The sequence below is a fragment of the Rhodococcus sp. NPDC004095 genome (assembly GCF_053604015.1).
Map to the genome: position 1 here is coordinate 157,672 of NZ_JBSGGS010000004.1, position 19,049 is coordinate 176,720.

17 protein-coding genes are annotated in these 19,049 nt (G+C 69.5%); 5 read left to right on the forward strand and 12 right to left on the reverse strand.

Annotated features, from left to right (window positions below; genetic code table 11):
* Positions 1-622 precede the first annotated feature (622 nt).
* From ACWEPG_RS09000 to ACWEPG_RS09010, 3 genes are read right to left on the reverse strand one after another with little or no spacing between them, the layout of a single operon-like run.
* Positions 623-1,363, reverse strand: coding sequence for an SDR family NAD(P)-dependent oxidoreductase (locus tag ACWEPG_RS09000; protein WP_450114509.1), 741 nt, complete (start codon positions 1,361-1,363; stop codon positions 623-625).
* Positions 1,360-2,367 carry a phosphotransferase family protein gene (locus ACWEPG_RS09005; RefSeq protein WP_450114565.1) on the reverse strand — a complete coding sequence of 336 codons (1,008 nt, stop codon included), beginning with the start codon at positions 2,365-2,367 and terminating at the stop codon, positions 1,360-1,362. The genes ACWEPG_RS09000 and ACWEPG_RS09005 overlap by 4 nt, the downstream gene beginning before the upstream one ends.
* Positions 2,368-2,381: 14 nt before the next feature.
* Positions 2,382-3,587, reverse strand: coding sequence for an acyl-CoA dehydrogenase family protein (locus ACWEPG_RS09010; protein ID WP_452594285.1), 1,206 nt, complete (start codon positions 3,585-3,587; stop codon positions 2,382-2,384).
* A gap of 182 nt (positions 3,588-3,769) precedes the next feature.
* On the opposite strand from ACWEPG_RS09010, the gene ACWEPG_RS09015 reads away from it, so the two are divergent.
* Positions 3,770-4,651, forward strand: coding sequence for a TetR family transcriptional regulator (locus tag ACWEPG_RS09015; protein ID WP_452594286.1), 882 nt, complete (start codon positions 3,770-3,772; stop codon positions 4,649-4,651).
* A gap of 120 nt (positions 4,652-4,771) precedes the next feature.
* Here the strand turns inward: ACWEPG_RS09015 and ACWEPG_RS09020 are convergent, their stop codons facing one another.
* Positions 4,772-5,665: an SDR family oxidoreductase gene (locus ACWEPG_RS09020; RefSeq protein WP_450114512.1), complete on the reverse strand. Its 894-nt coding sequence runs from the start codon at positions 5,663-5,665 to the stop codon at positions 4,772-4,774.
* A 196-nt stretch (positions 5,666-5,861) separates the two neighbouring features.
* Between ACWEPG_RS09020 and ACWEPG_RS09025 the strand changes: the two genes are divergently transcribed.
* Positions 5,862-6,146, forward strand: coding sequence for a DUF1496 domain-containing protein (locus ACWEPG_RS09025; RefSeq protein ID WP_450114513.1), 285 nt, complete (start codon positions 5,862-5,864; stop codon positions 6,144-6,146).
* A gap of 126 nt (positions 6,147-6,272) precedes the next feature.
* On the opposite strand, the gene ACWEPG_RS09030 is transcribed toward ACWEPG_RS09025, so the two are convergent.
* Positions 6,273-6,743 (reverse strand): MarR family winged helix-turn-helix transcriptional regulator, encoded by a 471-nt coding sequence (locus ACWEPG_RS09030; protein WP_450114514.1) that lies wholly within the window; start codon positions 6,741-6,743, stop codon positions 6,273-6,275.
* A gap of 72 nt (positions 6,744-6,815) precedes the next feature.
* Here ACWEPG_RS09030 and ACWEPG_RS09035 point away from each other — a divergent pair, with 72 nt between their 5' ends.
* On the forward strand, positions 6,816-8,318 hold the full coding sequence (locus ACWEPG_RS09035; RefSeq protein ID WP_452594287.1) for an MFS transporter: 1,503 nt from the start codon (positions 6,816-6,818) through the stop codon (positions 8,316-8,318).
* A 29-nt stretch (positions 8,319-8,347) separates the two neighbouring features.
* Here ACWEPG_RS09035 and ACWEPG_RS09040 read toward each other — a convergent pair whose 3' ends face one another.
* Positions 8,348-9,097 (reverse strand): enoyl-CoA hydratase-related protein, encoded by a 750-nt coding sequence (locus ACWEPG_RS09040; RefSeq protein ID WP_450114566.1) that lies wholly within the window; start codon positions 9,095-9,097, stop codon positions 8,348-8,350.
* 156 nt (positions 9,098-9,253) lie between these two features.
* Between ACWEPG_RS09040 and ACWEPG_RS09045 the strand changes: the two genes are divergently transcribed.
* Positions 9,254-10,306 carry a DUF6777 domain-containing protein gene (locus tag ACWEPG_RS09045; protein ID WP_452594288.1) on the forward strand — a complete coding sequence of 351 codons (1,053 nt, stop codon included), beginning with the start codon at positions 9,254-9,256 and terminating at the stop codon, positions 10,304-10,306.
* A 4-nt stretch (positions 10,307-10,310) separates the two neighbouring features.
* Here ACWEPG_RS09045 and ACWEPG_RS09050 read toward each other — a convergent pair whose 3' ends face one another.
* The 5 genes from ACWEPG_RS09050 to ACWEPG_RS09070 all read right to left on the reverse strand — a co-directional run bounded on the left by ACWEPG_RS09050 (position 10,311) and on the right by ACWEPG_RS09070 (position 16,318).
* Positions 10,311-11,066: a FadR/GntR family transcriptional regulator gene (locus ACWEPG_RS09050; protein WP_450114517.1), complete on the reverse strand. Its 756-nt coding sequence runs from the start codon at positions 11,064-11,066 to the stop codon at positions 10,311-10,313.
* Between the two features lie 85 nt (positions 11,067-11,151).
* Positions 11,152-11,970, reverse strand: coding sequence for an ABC transporter ATP-binding protein (locus ACWEPG_RS09055; RefSeq protein ID WP_452594289.1), 819 nt, complete (start codon positions 11,968-11,970; stop codon positions 11,152-11,154).
* On the reverse strand, positions 11,967-14,708 hold the full coding sequence (locus tag ACWEPG_RS09060) for an ABC transporter permease subunit (protein ID WP_452594290.1): 2,742 nt from the start codon (positions 14,706-14,708) through the stop codon (positions 11,967-11,969). The genes ACWEPG_RS09055 and ACWEPG_RS09060 overlap by 4 nt, the downstream gene beginning before the upstream one ends.
* A 48-nt stretch (positions 14,709-14,756) precedes the next feature.
* Entirely contained in the window at positions 14,757-15,986 is a 1,230-nt protein-coding gene (locus tag ACWEPG_RS09065; protein ID WP_450114520.1) for an ABC transporter substrate-binding protein, read from the reverse strand.
* Between the two features lie 200 nt (positions 15,987-16,186).
* Positions 16,187-16,318: a hypothetical protein gene (locus ACWEPG_RS09070; protein ID WP_450136009.1), complete on the reverse strand. Its 132-nt coding sequence runs from the start codon at positions 16,316-16,318 to the stop codon at positions 16,187-16,189.
* A 225-nt stretch (positions 16,319-16,543) separates the two neighbouring features.
* On the opposite strand from ACWEPG_RS09070, the gene ACWEPG_RS09075 reads away from it, so the two are divergent.
* Positions 16,544-16,963, forward strand: a complete 420-nt coding sequence (locus ACWEPG_RS09075) for a hypothetical protein (RefSeq protein WP_452594291.1) — start codon at positions 16,544-16,546, stop codon at positions 16,961-16,963.
* A gap of 93 nt (positions 16,964-17,056) precedes the next feature.
* Here ACWEPG_RS09075 and ACWEPG_RS09080 read toward each other — a convergent pair whose 3' ends face one another.
* A complete protein-coding gene (locus ACWEPG_RS09080) occupies positions 17,057-19,048 on the reverse strand; it encodes an acetoacetate--CoA ligase (protein ID WP_452594292.1) in 1,992 nt (663 codons plus the stop codon).
* Position 19,049: the final 1 nt, after the last annotated feature.

The following is a 19,049-nucleotide window of genomic DNA, read 5'->3' on the forward strand; positions in this document are numbered from 1 at the left end:
CGGGCCCGGCGCACCGCCGGCATGGCTCGCGCGACCACAGACATGGCGAGCCGAGATGGATTTTTCGTCAAGAAGGAAGCCGATCGCGGCTGAATGTGTGCGCCGACGGCGCGAAATCGCGGTCAGCGGGCCTGACTATGCCCCCACGCCCGAATCGGCGAATCCCGCCGGGGGTACGCCACCGCGGCGGAACCATTCGCGACGGTGGTGGAACACAGCACACGGTGTCCGACGCTCCATTGTGTGCTCACAGATCGCCCTCCCGAAAGACAATCACCCCGCCGATTCGGCGGTCTTACCGACCACGACGGAAGCGGTTGCCACCCGTCGCACGAGGCAACTTACCGCGTTCACCACGTCTGGCGAGGTGGTTTGGCGAGTTCCCCCGACAAGCGTCCAACTTCTGACCGCTCAACCGAACCCGAACCGCCCTCCGGCGAGGTCCAGCAGCTGGAACCTACGCCGTTTGCGCAGGTCATGGCAGTTTGCCCGCAATGAACCAGGCAGTCATTTCTGGTCACAGAATGATTGTGGCCGGGTCACAGATCGTGACCCGGCCACACCAAATGAAAGTTGTCTGGCTATTTGCCAGGTTTCGAACCCGTCGACGACGCGCCCGGCGTCACGCCCGCAGCCCGTCGGTACCCGCCCGCGTCACCACCACATTGGGCACGACAGCGCGCGCCGACAGGCGCAGCAGGGAATCGACCAACTCGACGATGTCGTCCACCTCTAGCATCTCGTCGGCGGGGATCCGGTCGCGAATCCAGGCACTCATGTCGGTGTCCACGTAGGCGGGCGAGATGGCGGTCGCACTGACCCCGTTGCCCGACTCCTCGGAGTTGAGCGTGGCCACCAGTGAGATCAGAGCCGCCTTGGTGGCGCCGTAGACGGCCAGGCCCGATTCGGCGTAGACCCCGGTGACGGAGGACAGCGCGATCACCTTCGCACCACGCCCGGGATCCGCGGCCGCTCCGGCCCGCAGCATCGGCAGGCACTGTTGCAGGAGCAGGAACGGCGCCCGGAGATTGACGTCGAGAGTCTTGTCGAACCGGCGCATCGGGAAGTCCGCGACGGTACCCGCCGTCCCCACGCCGGCGTTGACGATCAGCGCCTTCATCGGACCGAGGTCGTCGGCGTGCCGGGCGGTCAGCCGCTCGATCGCCTCGGGGTCGGCAAGGTCGCCTGCGACAGCGACGACGCGTGGTGCACCTGCCGCCCGAAGCGAGTCCGCGACCTCCCCCAGACGCTGCTCGTCCCGCGCGCTGATGGTGAGCGAATACCCCTGGGCGGCAAGCCGGTTCGCGATACCGAGGCCGATCCCCCGGGATGCGCCCGTGACGAGCGCAGTCCGGCCGCTCACGCGGATGCTCCCGCGAGGGCACGCAGGCCGGCCGCCATGAACTCGCCGGTCGCCTCCGCGGCGCGGGCGGCACCACTGCCGGCGTCCGAGCCCTGCAACGCCCGGTGCGTGATGCCCTCCCCGATGATGCCGAGCTTGAAGTTGGCGAGGGCAAGGTAGAAGTTCCAGTCCCCGAGGTCGCGCCCCGATGCGGTCGCGTAGGTCTGCGCGAGGTCGTCCGCCGACGGCAGCCGTGGGCTCGTCCAGGCCGCCCGCGAGCCGAGCACCAGATCGAACACCGGCGCGCGGTACACACACATCAGGGCCGCGTCGGTCAGCGGGTCACCGAGGGTGGACATCTCCCAGTCCACGACGGCCCGGACCATCGTCGGATCCTCCGCGTCGAGGATGGTGTTGTCGATCCGGAAGTCGCCGTGCACGATCGACGCCTCCGAAGCCTGCGGGATCGCGTCGGCGAGCCTGCTGTGCAGCGTCGCGACGTCGGGCAGGTCGCGGGTCTTGACCCGCTCCCACTGCCCGGCCCAGAGCTTGACCTGCCTGGCCACGAACCCGTCCGGTCGGCCGAACTCACCGAGCCCGACGGTCCGATAGTCCACCGAGTGCAGGTCCGCGAGCACCCCCACGAGCGCGTGCGCGGAGTCGCGGACCTCGGCGTCGGTCAGCGCGGCGAGGTCGTCCTGGTCCCGGACCACGCGGCCGTCGACGAACTCGACAACCGTCATCTGGGCACCGAGCACGGTTCCCGCCTCGTCGAACGCGACCGTGCGCGCCACCGGCACCGGCGAGTCCTGCAGTGCGCTGGTCACCCGGAACTCGCGCGCCATGTCGTGCGCCGAGGGCGTCAGCCCGCTGATCGGGGGCCGGCGCACGATCCAGGTGCTGCGGCCGTCGGATGCCGTGAAGGTCAGGTTCGAGCGGCCACCGCTGAGCAGTTCGACGTCGAGGTTCCCTGCGACCTCGACGCCGCTGTCGATCAGAAACCGCCGCAGCGCGGCGACATCCATGCCGGGCAGGCTCATCAGGACTCCTTCAGGGCGCGCTTGGCGGCACCGACGACGCGCTTGGCCAGTGCCCACCGGTGTACCTCGGACGGGCCGTCGTACACGCGGAACGGACGTACCTCTCGGGAGAGTCGAGCGAGCGGAAGATCGCCGGAAACGCCCATGCCACCGCACATCTGGACGCTGCGGTCGACGATCCGGAAGATCGCCTCCGCCGCGTAGGTCTTGGCGATCGCGGTCGCGTCCGACGCCTTGCCACCCTGGTCGAGTTCCCAGCAGGCGCGGGTGAGCAGTGCGCGGGTGGCGGCGATGTCGATCTCGTTGTCCGCGACCATCTGCTGCACCATGCCGAGATCACCGAGTCTGGCGCCGAACGCTTCTCGCTTCGCCACGTACTCGACCGCGATGTCGTGGCCGCGCCGAGCGGCGCCGAGCCAGCGCATCACGTGCGTCATCCGCGCCGGGCCGAGCCGCACCTGCGCGTACTCGAAGCCGCGGTCCACCTCGCCGAGCACAGCGGAGTCGGGGACCAGCACGTCCTCGAAGAACACCTCGCAGTGTCCGCCGAGCATCGACTTGTCGAGGGTGTCGATGTGCCGACCGACCCGGATCCCCGGGGTGTCCGCGGGCGCGAGGAACATCGTGGCGCCACCGCGATCGCCGGGCTCGCCGGCGGTACGGGCGAAGATGATGAAGAAGCCGGCGCCGTCGGCTCCCGTGATGAACCACTTGTGCCCGTTGATTCGCCAGCCGCCGTCGGCCCTGACCGCCCGCGTGGTCAGCGCCGAGGGATCGGAACCCGCGCCGGGCGCGGGCTCGGTCATCGCGAAGGCGGATCGGACGTGACCCTGCGCGAGCGGCGCGAGGTACTGCTCGCGCTGTTCCGGATTGGCGATGTGGGCGAGCATGTGCACGTTGCCCTCGTCCGGCGCGGCGATGTTCAGTGCCGTGGGACCGAACAGCGAGTACCCGGCCTCCTCGAACACCGGCGCCCGATCGGACATGTTCAGGCCGTGGCCGCCGAACTCGACGGGCGCGTGCGGGGCGAACACCCCGGCGTCCCTTGCGGCCTTCTGCAGTTGCACCCGCATCTCGTCACCCCCCGCGACAGCGATGTCCCCACCGTGTTCGTCCTCGATGGGCAGCACGTGGTCACGGGTGAAGGCGCGGGTGCGCTCGATCAGCGCCTCCACCTCGGACGAGTGGGTCAGGTCGATCGCCACGATCAGCTCTCCTCAGTCACACGATGCCGAGCGATCGCTCGGGATTCCATCTCAGGGTGACATACCGACAAATCAGGGGTCAATACTGCTATTGCGCGGCGTGAACCGTTCTTCGTTCGTTCAGCTCTGCTGATACCATTTCCAATGTTCAGTAATTCTGAACATCACGATCAGGGGGCCTCATGAGCGATCACACGACCACCACCGCGGCGGCCATCAGGTCCGTCCGGAACGAACGCGGAATGTCCGTGCGCGAGCTGGCGAGACGCCTCGACGTCAGCCCCGCGACGATCAGCGCCATCGAGAACGGCAGGACCGGCGTGAGCGTCGAGCGGATCCGCGACATCGCCGTCATCCTGGGCACCACCGTGGCGAGACTGGTCGGCGAGCGGCCGGACTCCCCCGGCGTCCCCACACCACGTCCGCCGGTGCCCGAGCACCGGACGACAGCACGACCCGAATCCGATTGGCGCGCCTTCCCCCCGCTGCGGATCGATCCGGTGCTCGCCGCAGCCATCGACGCGTTCGTCGAGACGGGATACCACGGCGCCACCGTGCGAGCCCTCGCGCAGCGCGCCGGAATGAGCGTGCCCGGCGTCTACCACCACTACAGGGACAAACAAGCCCTCCTGGTGCGTGCGCTCGACCTCACCATGGACGAACTGCACTGGCGGGTACGCGCGGCACGAGACGAGGGCGGAACGGCGGTCGAACGGGTCGCCCTGGTCGTGGAGGCCCTCGCGCTCTTCCACACCCACCGCCGGGCACTCGCCTTCATCGGAGCCAGCGAGATGCGCAGCCTCGAGGAGCCCGACCGATCACGGATCACCGACTCCCGCAACCAGATCCAGTACCTACTCGACGAGCAGATCGATGCGGCCGTCCGCGACGGCGCACTGACCACCACCCATCCGCGCGACGCGGGCCGGGCCATCGCGACGATGTGCACCTCGCTGCCGCAGTGGTTCCGCGCCGACGGGCCGTCGACGCCGGAGCAGATCGCCTCCGAGTACGCGGGTTTCGCACTCGGCCTGCTCGGCCGGGCAGACCCCCGGAATCACTGAACGGAGTGCCGAAACACCGAACGGGAGTGCCGAAACACCGAACGGGAGTGCCGAAACACCGAACGGGAGTTCAGCGGCGGCTTCGAGGAGCCTGCCACCGAACTCCCGTTCATTCGGCGGTCAGGAGCGGGGATTGCCCGCCATGTTCGAGTTCGGCCGAGCCTGCGCGACGAGCGCCGGGATGACCTCGCCGAGTTCCGCCGGATCCCACCGCTCGTTCTTCGAGACACCGGGACCGGCCACCCAGGTCTCGGCGACGCTGATCGAGCCGCCGTGCACGTTGAAGACCCGACCGGTGACACCGTCGGACTCGGGCGAACCGAGCCAGACCACCGTCGGGGAGATGTTCCCGGGCGCGGAGGCATCGAACCCGGTGCGCTCCTTCTCCGCCTCGGCGGCCGCAACGAAGCCCTCCAGACCCGCCGTCATCTGGGTGAGCGCGGTCGGGGCGATCGCATTGACCGTGACGCCGAGCCGTGCCAGCTCGTCGGCGAGGATCACCGTGAACGCCGCGATCCCGGCCTTCGCCGCACCGTAGTTCGTCTGACCGAGGTTGCCGTACAGGCCCGACGGCGACGAGGTGTTGATGATCCGAGGGTGCGCGACCGGCGTCCCCGCCTTGCTCTGCTCCCGCCAGTACGAGGCGGCGTGCTGCGACGGGGCGAACGTGCCGCGCAGGTGCACGCGCATGATGTCGTCCCACTGGTCGACGGTCATGTTGACGAACATCTTGTCGCGGAGGATGCCCGCGTTGTTCACGAGCACGTGCAGCGTGCCGAACTCCTCGATCGCGGTCCGCACCAGCCGGCCTGCGCCCTCGAAGTCGGAGATGTCGTCCTTGTTCGCGACGGCCTCGCCGCCGAGCGCCTTGATCTCCTCGACCACGGCCTCCGCGGGACCGAGGTCGTTCACGACGACCTTGGCTCCCTGCCTGGCGAATTCGAGCGCATGCTCTCGGCCGATGCCGCCCGCAGCACCGGTCACGATGACCACGCGTCCGTCGTTGATGCCCATCCCTGCCACTCCCCTGCTCGCTCGTTCTGTGACCGAGGTCTCGGCCGGGAGCCACGGTACAAGAGCGCGACCGCGTGAACCGGAGTGCAGGGTGGAGCGGTTCGCCACCCAGGGTGCCTGTCAGCCCTGCCGCCGCGCCCGAATAGTTGGTGACACCCCGACCCCGGGGCAACACATCCACACAAGGAGGACAGACATGATCTCGCGCACCACCAAGACCCTCGCCGCGTCCGCACTCGTCGCCCTCGGCCTGATCGGCGCGTCGGCGGCGACCGCGGCCGCCGACACGGTCTTCGACCCCGACGACTCCACGACCACGGTGTGCGTCTACAACGGCCGGGACTACAGCGTCGGCGCGAAGATCTATTACGAGGACGGCACATATCAGCGCTGCCGGGCGGACGGGACGTGGCTGCGAACCACGTCGCAGAACGATGTGCGTCCCGAACCGGCTCCGATGATGCCGTTGTTCCAGAGCTGAAGGCCCGTTGCAGTGTCGACGGCCTGATCCGGAGCCGACGAATCGGGGCGCGACCACGGCCGGCCCGCCGCGCTCCGGCGGGCCACCGCCGTGTTCCGGTCCCGGGGTGGTTCGGTCGAGGGTGGTTCAGTCTCGGGGCCAGTGCACGCCCTGACGGCGTTCGATCTCCTCGTTCAGTCGCCGCAGCAACGCGACCAGCGTGTGGCGGTCGTCGTCGGTCCAGGTTCCGGTCAGGTCGTCGATGCCCGCGACGTTCCGGCCCCGGTCGCGCCGGAGGGCGGCGAGCCCCGTCTCGGTCGGCCGCAGCCTGCGCGCCGTGCCACCGCCCGGGTCGGCGATCTTCTCCGCGAGCCCGGCCCGGATCAGCGCGGCCGTCTGCCGGTTGACAGTGGAGATGTCGAGGCCGAACGAGTCGGCGAGTTCCTTCAGCGTCATCGGATCGCTGATCTCGAGCCGACTGAGCAGCAGGTAGGCCGAGCGATCGAGTTCCTGCGAGACGGTCCGAACCTTGGTCACCAGCGCGGTGTGCCGGGCCAGGAGTGCAATCTCGCGTTCGAGGTCCAGCCCTGCGCTGCGCCCGTTGTCGTCACTGTTCATCGCGGACATTGTGGCATCACGAAGCACCCAAGCCGCAGTGCACCATACACATTGTGTGTATGGTGCACATTCATGTGCCGCGACGCCCGTCCCCGGCCGGAGCAGGAGGCCACGTTGACCGCCGTCGATCATTCCGCCGGACGGAGCACCGGAGCCGCTGCTCTGATGCTGCCGACACTCGCGTTCGCGGGCATCGTGGTCTCGCTGATGCAGACCCTGGTGGTCCCCCTGATCCACGTGCTGCCCGACCTCCTCCACACGTCTCCGTCGACCGCCTCCTGGGCGGTGACCTCGACGCTGCTCGCCGCGGCGGTCGTCACGCCCATCGCCGGACGCCTCGGCGACATGGTGGGCAAACGACGAATGATCCTGATCTCCATGGGATTTCTCGTCGCTGGCTCGGTCATCTGTGCGGTCAGCTCGAGCGTGGCACCGGTGATCATCGGCCGTGCCCTGCAGGGCGCGGCCACCGGCACCATCGCACTCGGCATCAGCATCATGCGTGACGAGCTGCCCCGAGAGAAGATGGCCGCCGCGGTGTCGCTGATGAGCTCGACCATGGGGATCGGCGGCGCAATCGGGCTGCCGCTGGCCGCGTGGACCGCACAGAACTACAGCTGGCACGCCCTGTTCTGGGCCGCGGCGATCCTCGGCGTCGCAGTCGCGGCCGCGGTTGCGGCCTTCGTGCCCGAGTCCCCGATCCGCAAACCGGGCCGCTTCGACTACGTGGGTGCTGCCGGGCTCGCCGCAGGTCTGGTCACGCTGTTGCTGGCCCTGACGAAAGGCGGACAGTGGGGCTGGACCAGCCCGCTCACCCTCGGCCTGATCGCAGCCTCGGCAGTGGTCTTCCTGCTCTGGGGCGCGTTCGAACTCCGAACCGCCGAACCACTGGTCGACCTCCGGGTGTCCTCGTCCCGCCCCGTGCTGCTGACGAACGTGGCGTCGGTGCTGGCGGGCTTCGCGATGTACGCGACGGCATTGACGGTGCCCCAACTTCTGCAGTCGCCGCCCGAGACCGGTTACGGGCTGGGGCAGTCGATGGTCGTGGCCGGCCTGTGCATGGCCCCGGGCGGCATCGTGATGATGCTGCTGTCCCCGGTCTCGGCACGGATCACCGGCAGGCACGGGCCCCGGATCACGCTGATGGTCGGCACGGTCGTGATCGCGGCGGGCTATCTGATCGGCGCCGTGGCGATGAACGCGCTCTGGCAGATCGCGATGGTGAACATCGTGATCACGGCGGGCATCGCCATCGCCTACGCGGCGATGCCCGCCCTGATCATGGGCTCGGTCCCGCTGCACGAAACCGGCGCGGCGAACGGACTCAACTCCCTGATGCGACTGGTCGGCACGTCGTTCGCTGCCGCGGTGATGACGGCCGTGCTCGCCACCATGACGAAGCCGTTCGGATCAGCAGAGGTGCCCACCCACGAGGCCTTCGTGACGACCTTCCTGATCGGAGCCGGAGCCGCTCTGCTCGCCCTGTTGGTGGCCGCCTTCATCCCGCGCTCGTCCACCGCGCCGGAGGCCATCACCGTCGACGAGACGGACCGGGAACCCACCGCGGCACACTGACCGGTCGGCACTTCGCCGGCGCCGGCCCCTCAGCACCCGGTCCAGCGGGGTTCGCGTCGCTCGAAGAACGCGCCGATGCCCTCGCGCATGTCGGCGGACGAGGTGACGACGTCCTTGGCCCGCGACGTGACCTCCCAGCCCAGGGCGTCGTCGTCGGCCGTGAGTTCCCTTACCGCGCGCAGACTTTCGCGCACAGACGTCGGCGAGGATGCACAGATCTTCGCTGCCGTCGCGAGTGCACCCTCGAGCGCGCCGCCCGTCGCGGTGACCTCGTTGACCACGCCGAGGTCGTAGGCGCGGCGCGCGGTGAGGGTGTTGCCGGTGATGAGCAGTTCGCGGGCGACGTTGACGGGCAGGGCCCGGGGCGCGCGGAACAGCGCGCCGGACGTGGCGACCAGTCCGCGTAGCGACTCCGGCAGCCCGAACACAGCCGACTCGGCGGCCACGATCAGGTCGCAGGCGAGGGCGATCTCGAAGCCACCACCGAGCGCCTGCCCCTCCACCGCCGCGATCAGCGGTGTCTCGCGCTGCCGCCGGATGATGCCGTACTCGCCGCCTCTCGGCGTGAGGTCACCCGAGCCCTCCTTGATGTCGGTGCCGGCGCAGAACACGACGGGCGTCCCGGTGAGCACCCCCACCCACAGGTCGGGGTCGTCGTCGAGCCGGTTGAGCGCGGCGTCGATACCCTGCGCCATCGCTCCGTTGATCGCGTTGCGCTTGTCCTCCCGCTCGAGGTGGATCACCAGCACCCTGTCCCGAACTTCCTGCCGCACCTGCACCACGTGATCCCCTTCCCTGCCAGGAACAACCCTGCCGACGGGTCACCATGGTGACACGGGCGGGTACGACCGCTCCGTCACCGCACCCCCGGCGAGCGCCGACCACCGCGCCGCGATCACCGAGCACGGGGCGGGCGACGCGCTTACGATGGCCGGGTGGCCCCCGACAACGGCGGGCGGTCCGCACACCGGGACCGACGCCGCGCCGTCGCAACCACCGGCCCTCCCCACGGGTGGCCGGTCGGCTTGCTCGTGGTCACGTGCGTCGCGCTCGCGACGGTCTCGACCGGATGCGCCCAGCGTGGACCGGCCACCCACACCGTCGCCATGCTCGCGACGACGCAGGACGGCGATCAGCCCTGGACGGACCGGCTGCTGCCGCCGCAGACCCCGACCGTCGTTCCGCCCGGCCCGCCGGGCAGCGACCTGTCGGTCGAGGCGACACCGGTGGTCAACGGTGACCGTGGCGGCCTGTACGGCGGCAGCCCCAACCGTCCGCTGTGCGACAGCGCTCGCCTCGTCGACGAACTCGAACGCGATCCGACGAAACTGACCGCGTGGGCGAAGGTTCAGGGCGTGTCCGACGTCCGCGGCTTCGTGAGCACGCTGACCCCGGTGCTGCTCCGCGCGGACACCCGGGTCACGAACTACGGCTACGACGAGGGCCGCGCGGTCCCGCGGGAGTCGGTGCTCGAGTCGGGGACGATCGTCCTGATCGACGAGCACGGCGCGCCGAAGGTGCGGTGCGCACACGGTGCGCCGTTGGACACCCCGACGACGACCGTCGACCCCGATCCCCGTGCGGTGCCCTGGCCCGGATTCGACGCCGGTCGTGTCCTGACGATTCGGCCGGCCCTCGATGCGATGGGCGCCGTGTCGGTGGTGGACCTGGCAACCGGCACCCTGACCGCGGTTCCGGTCGGGTCGGGCCCGGCCGAGCCGGCGCCGACCACGACGAGAGTGACCACCCCGGCACCGGCTCCGGTGGTGTCCGCGCCGGCGGATCAGGCTCCGCGCCGCGCGCTGGCGGAGGCACCTGCGCCGCCGCCCGCGCCGGAACCACCGCCCCCACCGCCCGCACCGGAACCACCGCCCGCACCGGAGCCTGCCCCCGTGGTGGTCCCGCAGCCCCCACCGGTGGCACCGCCGGCGGAGATCCGGGTGGAGGTGCCCGGCCTGCCCCCGCTGGTGATCCCGATCCCGAGGTGACGGGTCAGGACAGCACCTCGACGAGGGTGGTCTCGGAGTTGTCGATCATGTACCGCTCGATCGCGTCGAGGTGTTTCCCCCAGAACTCCTGCGCCGCAAGGGAGTCGCCGTCCCGCATCAGTCCGAGCAGCCGCAGGTAGGACCGGTGTGCGGCGCGCGAGGCCGGCCGCTCGTTCTCCCCGCCGTGCGCGGCGATGAAGAGAGCGTGGTGCGCGTCGATGATGTGGACGATCATTCCCGCGAGCACCGCGACCGTCTGGTTGCCCGCCAGGTCGATGAGGGCCTGATGGACGTCCACGTCGTGCCGGGCGAACGCCTCCGCGTCGTCCAGGAGATCCGCGCCCGCCTCGAGCAGGGCTTCGAAGGTGTCCAGTTCGTCGCCGTGGGCACCGTCCGCGAGTTGCCCGACCGCCGCCACCTCGAACGAGGCCCGGGCCCGGTACACGTCGACGAGGGGGACGCCCTGGTACTGCAGGAGCAACCCGGTGTACCGCGCGGCCGCCGACGAATCGGGCGCGAGCACCCGCGCGCCGCCGTGCGCGCCGCGCAGCACGGTGATGATCGACTCGGATTCGAGGATGCGGAACGCCTCCCGCAGCGTCGGCCGGGACACCCCGAACTGCTCCATCAACGCCGCCTCGTTCGGCAGTGGGTCGCCGACCTTCAGTTCGCCGGTGATGATTCGCCTGCGGAGGCTGGCCGCGACCAGCTCACCCGCCTTCGGCACCCGGACGACAGGTGACTTCGCTCCCACTCCCACGACACCCCTCACTGATCCGCGGTCCGCACCCTCGCAGCAAAAAACGACGCCACAACCGTACAAGGGACCGACCGAGCGACCGTGATCAGCTCACCGGGGGTGTCTCGGCGGCGGCCGGGGGTGTCTCGGCGACGGCCGGGGGTGTCTCGGCGACCGCCGGGGGTGTCTCCGCGACCTCGTCGACGGCCGAGGCGGACAGGTAGGCCCGCTGGACGGCGTCGAGGTCCGCGGCGATCTCCGCTGCGGTCCCCTCCACGATCACCCGGCCGCGCCGCATCACGTACACCCGGTCCGCGACGCGCAGCACCTGCTGCACGTGCTGCTCGACGAGGAGGACGCCGACCCCACGCTCGTCCGCGGCGGCCCGCACCACTGCGAGCAGCCGCGCGACGATCTGCGGTGCGAGCCCCAGGGACAGTTCGTCCGCCAACAGCAGCCGCGGGTTCCGGGCGAGCGCCCGCGCGAGGGTGAGCATCTGCTGTTCGCCACCCGAGAGCAGCCCGGCGGGCCGGCCGAGCAATGCCCGGAGTTCCGGAAAGATCGCGCAGGCGGCGTCGGCTCCGACCCCTGCCAGTTTGAGGTTCTCGGCCGCGGTCAGGCCCATGATCACGGACCGTTCCTCGGTGACGTAGCTCAAGCCGCGCCGAGCGCGGGTGGCCAGCGAGGCGCGGGCGTCGGATCCGAGCACGGTGACCTGTCCGCCGAGCGGTGCCAGCTCACCGGCGACGGTGAGCATCGTGGTGGACTTGCCCGCGCCGTTGGCACCGATGAGCGCGACGACCTCACCGGACCGGACCCGGATGTTCAGATCGCGGCACACCGTCGCGCCGCCGTACCCCGCATCCAGTCCGGCGCAGTCGAGCACCATCTCCCCGGCGGATTGTTCGCGCTTCGTGGTGGTCATGACACGGCACCCGTCATTTCGTCGTCGGTTCCCAGATAGGCGGTGCGGACGCGGTCGTCGGACGCGATCTCCTCCGGCGTTCCCTCGGCGATCACCCGGCCCGCTTCCAACACGACGATCCGGTCGCAGGTGGACATCACCATTCCCATGTCGTGTTCGACGAGCAACACCCCGGCGCCCCGTTCGTCGGCGAGGCGTCGAATGCAGTGTGCCAGTTCACGACTCTCGGCCTCGTCGAGACCGGCGGCGGGTTCGTCGAGCAGGATCACCGACGGCCCGGACGCCACCGCGCGGGCGATGCCGACGAGCCGGCGTCGCCCGTAGGGCAACTGGTCCGGCATGGCGGACAGGTCTGCTTCGAGCTCGAAGTCCCGGACCGCGGTGGACGCGGTCGGTGACAGCGGCCGGCGCCCCGGCCAGAACAGGTCGGTGAGCCAACTGCCACGGGTCGCCTCGTCGGCGCCCGCGTGGATGTTGTCGCACACGCTGATGTCCTCGAACAGTTCCAGCGACTGGAAGGACCGGCGCAGCCCGGCCCGGGATCGGCGTGCGGTGGACCAACCGGTGATGTCGTGGTCACCGAGATCGACCCGGCCCGCGCTGGGAGTGACGAATCCGGTGATCGCGTCGATCACCGTGGTCTTCCCGGCACCGTTGGGTCCGATCAGTCCGACGATCTGGCCGGGCAGCACGGTCAGGTCCACCGAGTCGACGGCGGTCACGCCTCCGAACCGCACCCCGAGCCCGCGCACGGCGAGCGGGGTGGCCGGCACCGTCGCATCGTCGGCTCCCGACGAGAGTTGTTGCGCTGTGGATGCTCTCGACCTGCCCGGCAGGGCGGTCCGCGCCGGTGTCCGGCGGAGGGCCGCCCTCACCCGGGCCAGCATGTCGGCGATGCCGTTCTGGTTGGTGAGCAGAATGACGATCAGGACGATGCCGCCGATCAGGCTGGCGACGGCGCCGCTGCTGGAGCCGTCGGACAGGGCGCGGCTGACGAGGGCACCCGGAGCGAGCAGTGCGCCGACGACGGCGCCGATCACGTAGCCGAGACCGCCGGTCACCGCCTGCACCACCGCGTTGATCGACGCGAAGGCGTTGAACTCGACGTAGGTGACGGCGGAGTTGCGAAGTCCCAACAGGATTCCGGCGACCGCGGCGATCCCGGCGGCGACGGCGAACGCGTAGATCTTGACCGTGAAGACGCTGATACCGAGTGAGGCCGCGGCGCGTTCGTTGGTGCGGACCGCGATCAGGCGGCGGCCGGTCCGCGACCGCCGGAGGTTCGCGACCATGATTCCGGCGAGAGCGAGGACCGCGAGACACACCAGCGCCCAGCGCTCCGGATACTTCGAGGCGGTCACGTCGAGGCCGAACAGTGTCAGCTTCGGAATCCGCACCGAGTTGTCGAGCTTGTCACCGGTCAGTGCCGGGTTGCCGAAGATCATCTCCTGCACGGTGAATCCGAGGCCGAGGGTCACGACCGCGAGGTTGACACCACGGGTGCGCAGCGCCGGTAGTGCGAACAGCACGCCGACGGCGATGACCGCCGCGACGGACACGATCGCGGCCGGGATCAGTGACCAACCGGCCTGACCGACGAGACGCGCGGCGATCAGCGCGCCGAGCCCGCCGACGGTGTACTGGGCCAGCGACAGCTGTCCCGCGTAGCCGGTGAGAACGACGATGGACAGCAGGAACACCGCAGCGGCGAGGGTCAGGGTGAGCGCGCGGAGCCAGTCGTCGCTGAACGCGATCGCCACGATCGCGATCACGAGGGCGACGACGAGCCCCGGCCAGCTGACAGCGCCGGAGCCGAGGCGTGGGAGCCGTTCGGAGACGTGGCTGCGCAGCGGCAGGCCCTTACCCCGCACGACCAACACCACGAGGATGACGAGGAACGGCACGGCCCGGTTGACGCCGGTGAGGGTCTCCATGTGCAGGAACTCGCGGATCGAGTCCTGGTACAGGGTGACGAGACTCTCGCCGACGCCGAGCACCAGGCCGCCGAGCAGGGTCAGCGGGAACGACTTGAAACCACCGAGCAGTGCCGCGGCGAGCGCGGACACCGTGACGATGACGACGAACGCTGTGGGCGTCAGACCGGTGAGCGGGGCGACGAGGATGCCGGCGATGCCGGCGAGTGCGCCGCCGACCGTCCACGTCAGCGCGGCCAGCCGCTGCGGTGACCACCCGAGCGCGGCCGCGGCCCGCTCGTTCTCGGCGGCGGCGGTGATCGCGAGTCCGACCCGCGTGAACCGGGTCGCGGCCCACAGCACGACCGTCATCCCGATCGCGATCGCGAGCAGGATCAGCCGATCCTGCTGCACGACCACATCGCCCCAGTGATAGGCGTCGTTGGGCAGGAACGACCGAACCCGAATCGATTTCAGGCCGTAGAACTGCTGCACCGCCGACTGCAGGATCACCAGCAGACCCAGCGTGGCAGCCAGCCGCACGATGGGGGCGGCGTTCGCGAGCCACCTGAGCACGGTCAGCTGAAACACCAGTCCGATCAGACCCGCGACCACGACTCCCGCGGCGAACGCGAGCCACAGCGGCCAGTCATGTTCTCGCTGAAGTGTTTCCAGACACAGGTAGGCCGCAACCATCGCGATCGCACCCTGCGCGAAATTCACCACCCCGGATCCGCGGTAGACCAGCACCACGCCCTGCGCGAGCAGGGCGTAGGCCGATCCGGCCCCGAGCCCGAGAATGGCGAACTGCACGAACTCCGTCATTGCCGCTCCCCGATCGATCGTCCGGTGCTACTGCGTACGACGTCAGCGCTACTTCGTGCGCAGGTCGTACTGGTTGGGATCGGTGACGACGACGTCCCCGTCGAAGGACTGCTTGTACATCATCGAGTTCGACACCCGCTGGAAGATCCCGAAGAACGGCTCGGTGTCGTTCGGCGTCCAGGCCGGGACGAGTCCGGCCATGTCGAGGTCCTTGGCGTTCATGAAGCCCTGCGACACGGTGTTCGCCGAGATGTTGTCGAGCCCCTTCGCCACCTCACCGAATGCACGCACCGAGAGCCAGGAGAAGATCTCCGTGCCGTTCATCTCCGAACGCTCGAGGTCACTGTCGCCGGACTTCTCCATGTCGGCCAGGAACTCCTCGAGGCCGGGGAAGTCCTCGGTGCTCGACGACGGCGCAGGCACCGGGCTGGTGTAGACGGAGCTGGTGGCAAAGCTGCCGAGGTGCTGCAGGTCGGTCTGGGTGAATCCGGTGGCGGCCAGCGCGAAGCTGAGCTTCGAGCCGAGCTGGTTGAACGCCTCCGCGATCTGGTTCGACTCGGTGGCGGTCAGGGCCATGATGACGCCCTGCGCGTCGTTGCGCTCGGCGGCGGCGACGAACTGGGTGTAGTCGGTGGCGCCTGCGCCGACCGCGACCTCGTTGACGATCTCGGCGCCTCGCGACTTCACGTACGGGCCGAGGAACTGGTTCAGCATCGCGGCAACCGGCAGGTCGGGGCGCATCACCGTCAGCTTCGTCTTGCCGTTGGCGACCAGGGTGTCGACGGTGCCGAACAGCGTGAGCAGCGAACCCGCGAACGGGGTGTACACGTTGAGGGCCGCGAACTCCGCGTAGTTCATCGGGTTGATGCCGATTCGCGGGATCCCCGCGCTCGCGAGCTTCTCCGAGGTCGCCTCCGGGGAGGCCGGCGTGAAGTCGGCGAGCGTGGCGACGACCCCTTCGGAGATCATCTTGTCGGCGCAGTCGAGTTCCTTGTTGGGGTCGCCGAGCGAATCACACTGGATCAGTTCGAGCGGACGCCCGTTGACGCCACCCCGCTCGTTGAACACCTCGACCGACGCGGTCAGGCCCTTGGCCTGGCTGGCCAGCGAGATGCCCGGCGCCTCGACGGGAATGATCTGGCCGACCTTGATCGGCTCACCGGTGGCCGCGGAGGCGCCGGACTCGGCGTCGCTGCTGCCACATCCGCTGAGCACCAGGCCGGCGGCGACGAGCGAGGCCACGGCAGGAACCAGGCGCTTCGAAACAGTGCGTGTCAAGACGGACCATCCTTAGGACGACGGACGTGGGCGCCCACCTGGCCTCGATCACCCCGGGGCAGGTGACTCACTCCCCGTGGGCCCCGGGAACCCCGGCACTACGCCCAGCAATTCGCAGCATCGTATGAAGCCCCGACCGGCCGCGGAGGCGAATCGGCGAAATCCGTGTTTCCGTGCCACGAAATTGCCACGGTGCGGCATCACGGCCGCGGGGTCGACTCCACCGCCGACGACTCAACCGCTCGCTGCATGTCCACGAGAAATTTGCCGACGGTGTCCAGCTCCGCCTCGGTGTACGCGTCGATGGCGGCGGTGGCGTTCGCGATGCCCACGCCATCGATCTCCGATTTCGCCGCCACCGCGGAAGGGGCTGCCTTCTACCGTGCGTACGACCGCGTCCTCGACAGGTGGCCGGTCGACGTCACCACCCGCGACCTGGAATCGGAGCACGGCACCACCCGGGTCAATTCGTGCGGACCGCCCGACGCCCCACCGGTGCTCCTGCTGCCCGGCGGCGGGGCAACCGCCACGGTGTGGTTCGCGAACGCTTCGCAGGCATGCGCGCCCGGTACCTACTTCACGCACTGCCGATTCTCTTGTTCCCCAACGAGAAACGCGAACGTGATTTCATCCGGTGGGAGACGGATGGGCGAACCCTCGACGAGGACTGGATCGACCTCCTCGCTCGAGGTGCCGCGCACTTTCCGAAGACGAGAACGGTGGTCCCCAGGCGACCGAGACCCGACGCGCTGGCCCGTTTGAATGCCGACGCGACCGTGATCCTCGCAGCGGGGAGCAAGGTCCACGACAGTCGTGGGATCACGGCAACGCTCTCGACGTCGATGCCGGACGTGCGCGTGGCCGTGATCGAGGGGGCCACCCACCACATGCTGCCGCTGACACCAGCAGACGCCGTCAACGACGCGCTGCTGGCAGCACTCGACGGAACCGGCCGCGCCGACCGGACCTCACGCTGACGCCGATGGGCCCCGCACGCGGTTCGATCGGCGAGCGCCCCGCGCCCGAGGCGACTCCGAGCCCCGGCAACCCGCTCGTGGCACCCTTCCCGGTCAGCGCTTCTGCGCGGTGTACCAGTCGATCAGGTCCGGGGCGTCGACGGCGTTGCGGTCGACGATCCGGTCCGCGTCGGCGCCCTGCAGCAGCCGCTTGATCGGCACCTCGAGCTTCTTTCCGGTGCGGGTGTGCGGCACACCGGGTGCCACGATGATGTCGTCGGGGACGTGCCGCGGCGACACCTGCTTCCGGAGGGCGGACCTGATCCGCTCCTCGAGGGCGTCGTCGAGGTCCACTCCGTCCGCAAGCACGACGAACAGCGGCATCCAGTATCCGCCGTCGGCCTGCTCCACGCCGAGCACCAGAGCCTCCGCAACCTCGGGCAGCTCCTCGATCACCTGATAGATGTCGGCACTGCCCATCCGAATACCGTTGCGGTTCAATGTCGAGTCGGATCGTCCATGGACGACGACGCTGCCGTGGTCGGTGATCGTGACCCAGTCACCGTGCCGCCACACGCCGGGATACACCGCGAAGTACGAGTCCCGGTAACGCGTCCCCTCCGGGTCGTTCCAGAAGAACACCGGCATCGACGGCATCGGGCGGGTCACCACCAACTCCCCCACCTCGCCGCGCACGGACCGCCCGTCGGAATCGAACGCGTCCAGCGCGACTCCCAGACACGGCACCGACAGCTCTCCGGGCCACACCGGGACCGTCCGCGCCCCGCCGGCGAACGCCGTCACCACGTCGGTGCCGCCGCTGATCGAGAACACCGGAACCTGCGAACCGACGTTCTCGGACAGCCACAGCGACGAGGAGGGTGGCAGCGAGGAGCCGGTGATCCCGACGGCCCGCAACGCGCCCAGATCGTGATTCTCGCGCGGCACCACACCGGCCTTCGCGCAGGCGAGCACGTACCCGGGGCTGGTGCCAAGCATCGTGGCCCGATGCCGGGACGTCAGCTCCCACAACGCGTCCGGCGCCGGGTACGACGGGCTGCCGTCGTAGCAGACGATCGTCGCGCCGACGAGCAGCGCGCCGACCTGGTAGTTCCACATCATCCAGCTCGGGCTGGTGTACCAGAACAGGGTGTCGGCAGGTCCGATGTCATTCTGCAGGGCAAGGGCTTTCAGGTGCTCGAGCATCACACCACCGTGCCCGTGCACGATGCCCTTCGGCAGACCGGTGGTGCCGCTGGAGAACACCACCCACAACGGATGGTCGAACGGGACGTCCACCGGGTCGAGGGGCGCATCACCGGCAGACGCCTCCGCCCAGCACATCACCGTGCCCGGCTCCGCGAGGCCGGTCGAGGGTTCCTCGGCGGGCACGTCGGGCAGATCGCCGAGATGTTCCACCCGCACCGTCAGGCGCAGGTTCGGCATCCCGGCCCGCAACCGCGCGACCTCGGCGTCCCGCCGATGGACCTTGCCCCCGAAGCGATACCCGTCGGCGGCGATCAGCACGGTCGGGTCGAGCTGACCGAGCCGGTTCAGTGCGGCGGGCGCGGAGTAGTCCTGCCCGCACGCCGCCCAGATCGCGCCGAGGCTCGCGGTCGCGAGGAACGCGATCACCGCCTCCGGAATGTTCGGCAGGTAGCCCACCACCCGGTCACCGGATCCGACGCCGTGCGCTTTCAACGTCGCGGCCAGCGCGCCGACCTGCCTGCGCAACTCCGCCCAGGACATCTCGACGTCGCCGGTGTCCTCACCGGAGTACCGGATCGCGGGACGGCGCCGGGTCTCGTGCCGCAGCGCCTGACGGACGTAGTTCGAGCGGACATCGGGGAACCAACGGGCACCCGGCATCGACTCGTCCACCAGTGCCGCGCCGACGGGGGTCGACGACTGAACCTCGAAGTACTCCCACACCGCGAGCCAGAAGTCGTCCAGGTCGTCGACCGACCACTGCCACAGTGCCCGATAGTCGGGCAGGCTCACGCCGCAGCGGCCCTCCGCCCAGGACGCGAAATCGGTGATCCGCGCCCCCTCGACATCCTCGTCGGACGGAACCCACTGCGGCACCTTCGACTGTGGCCCCGCCATC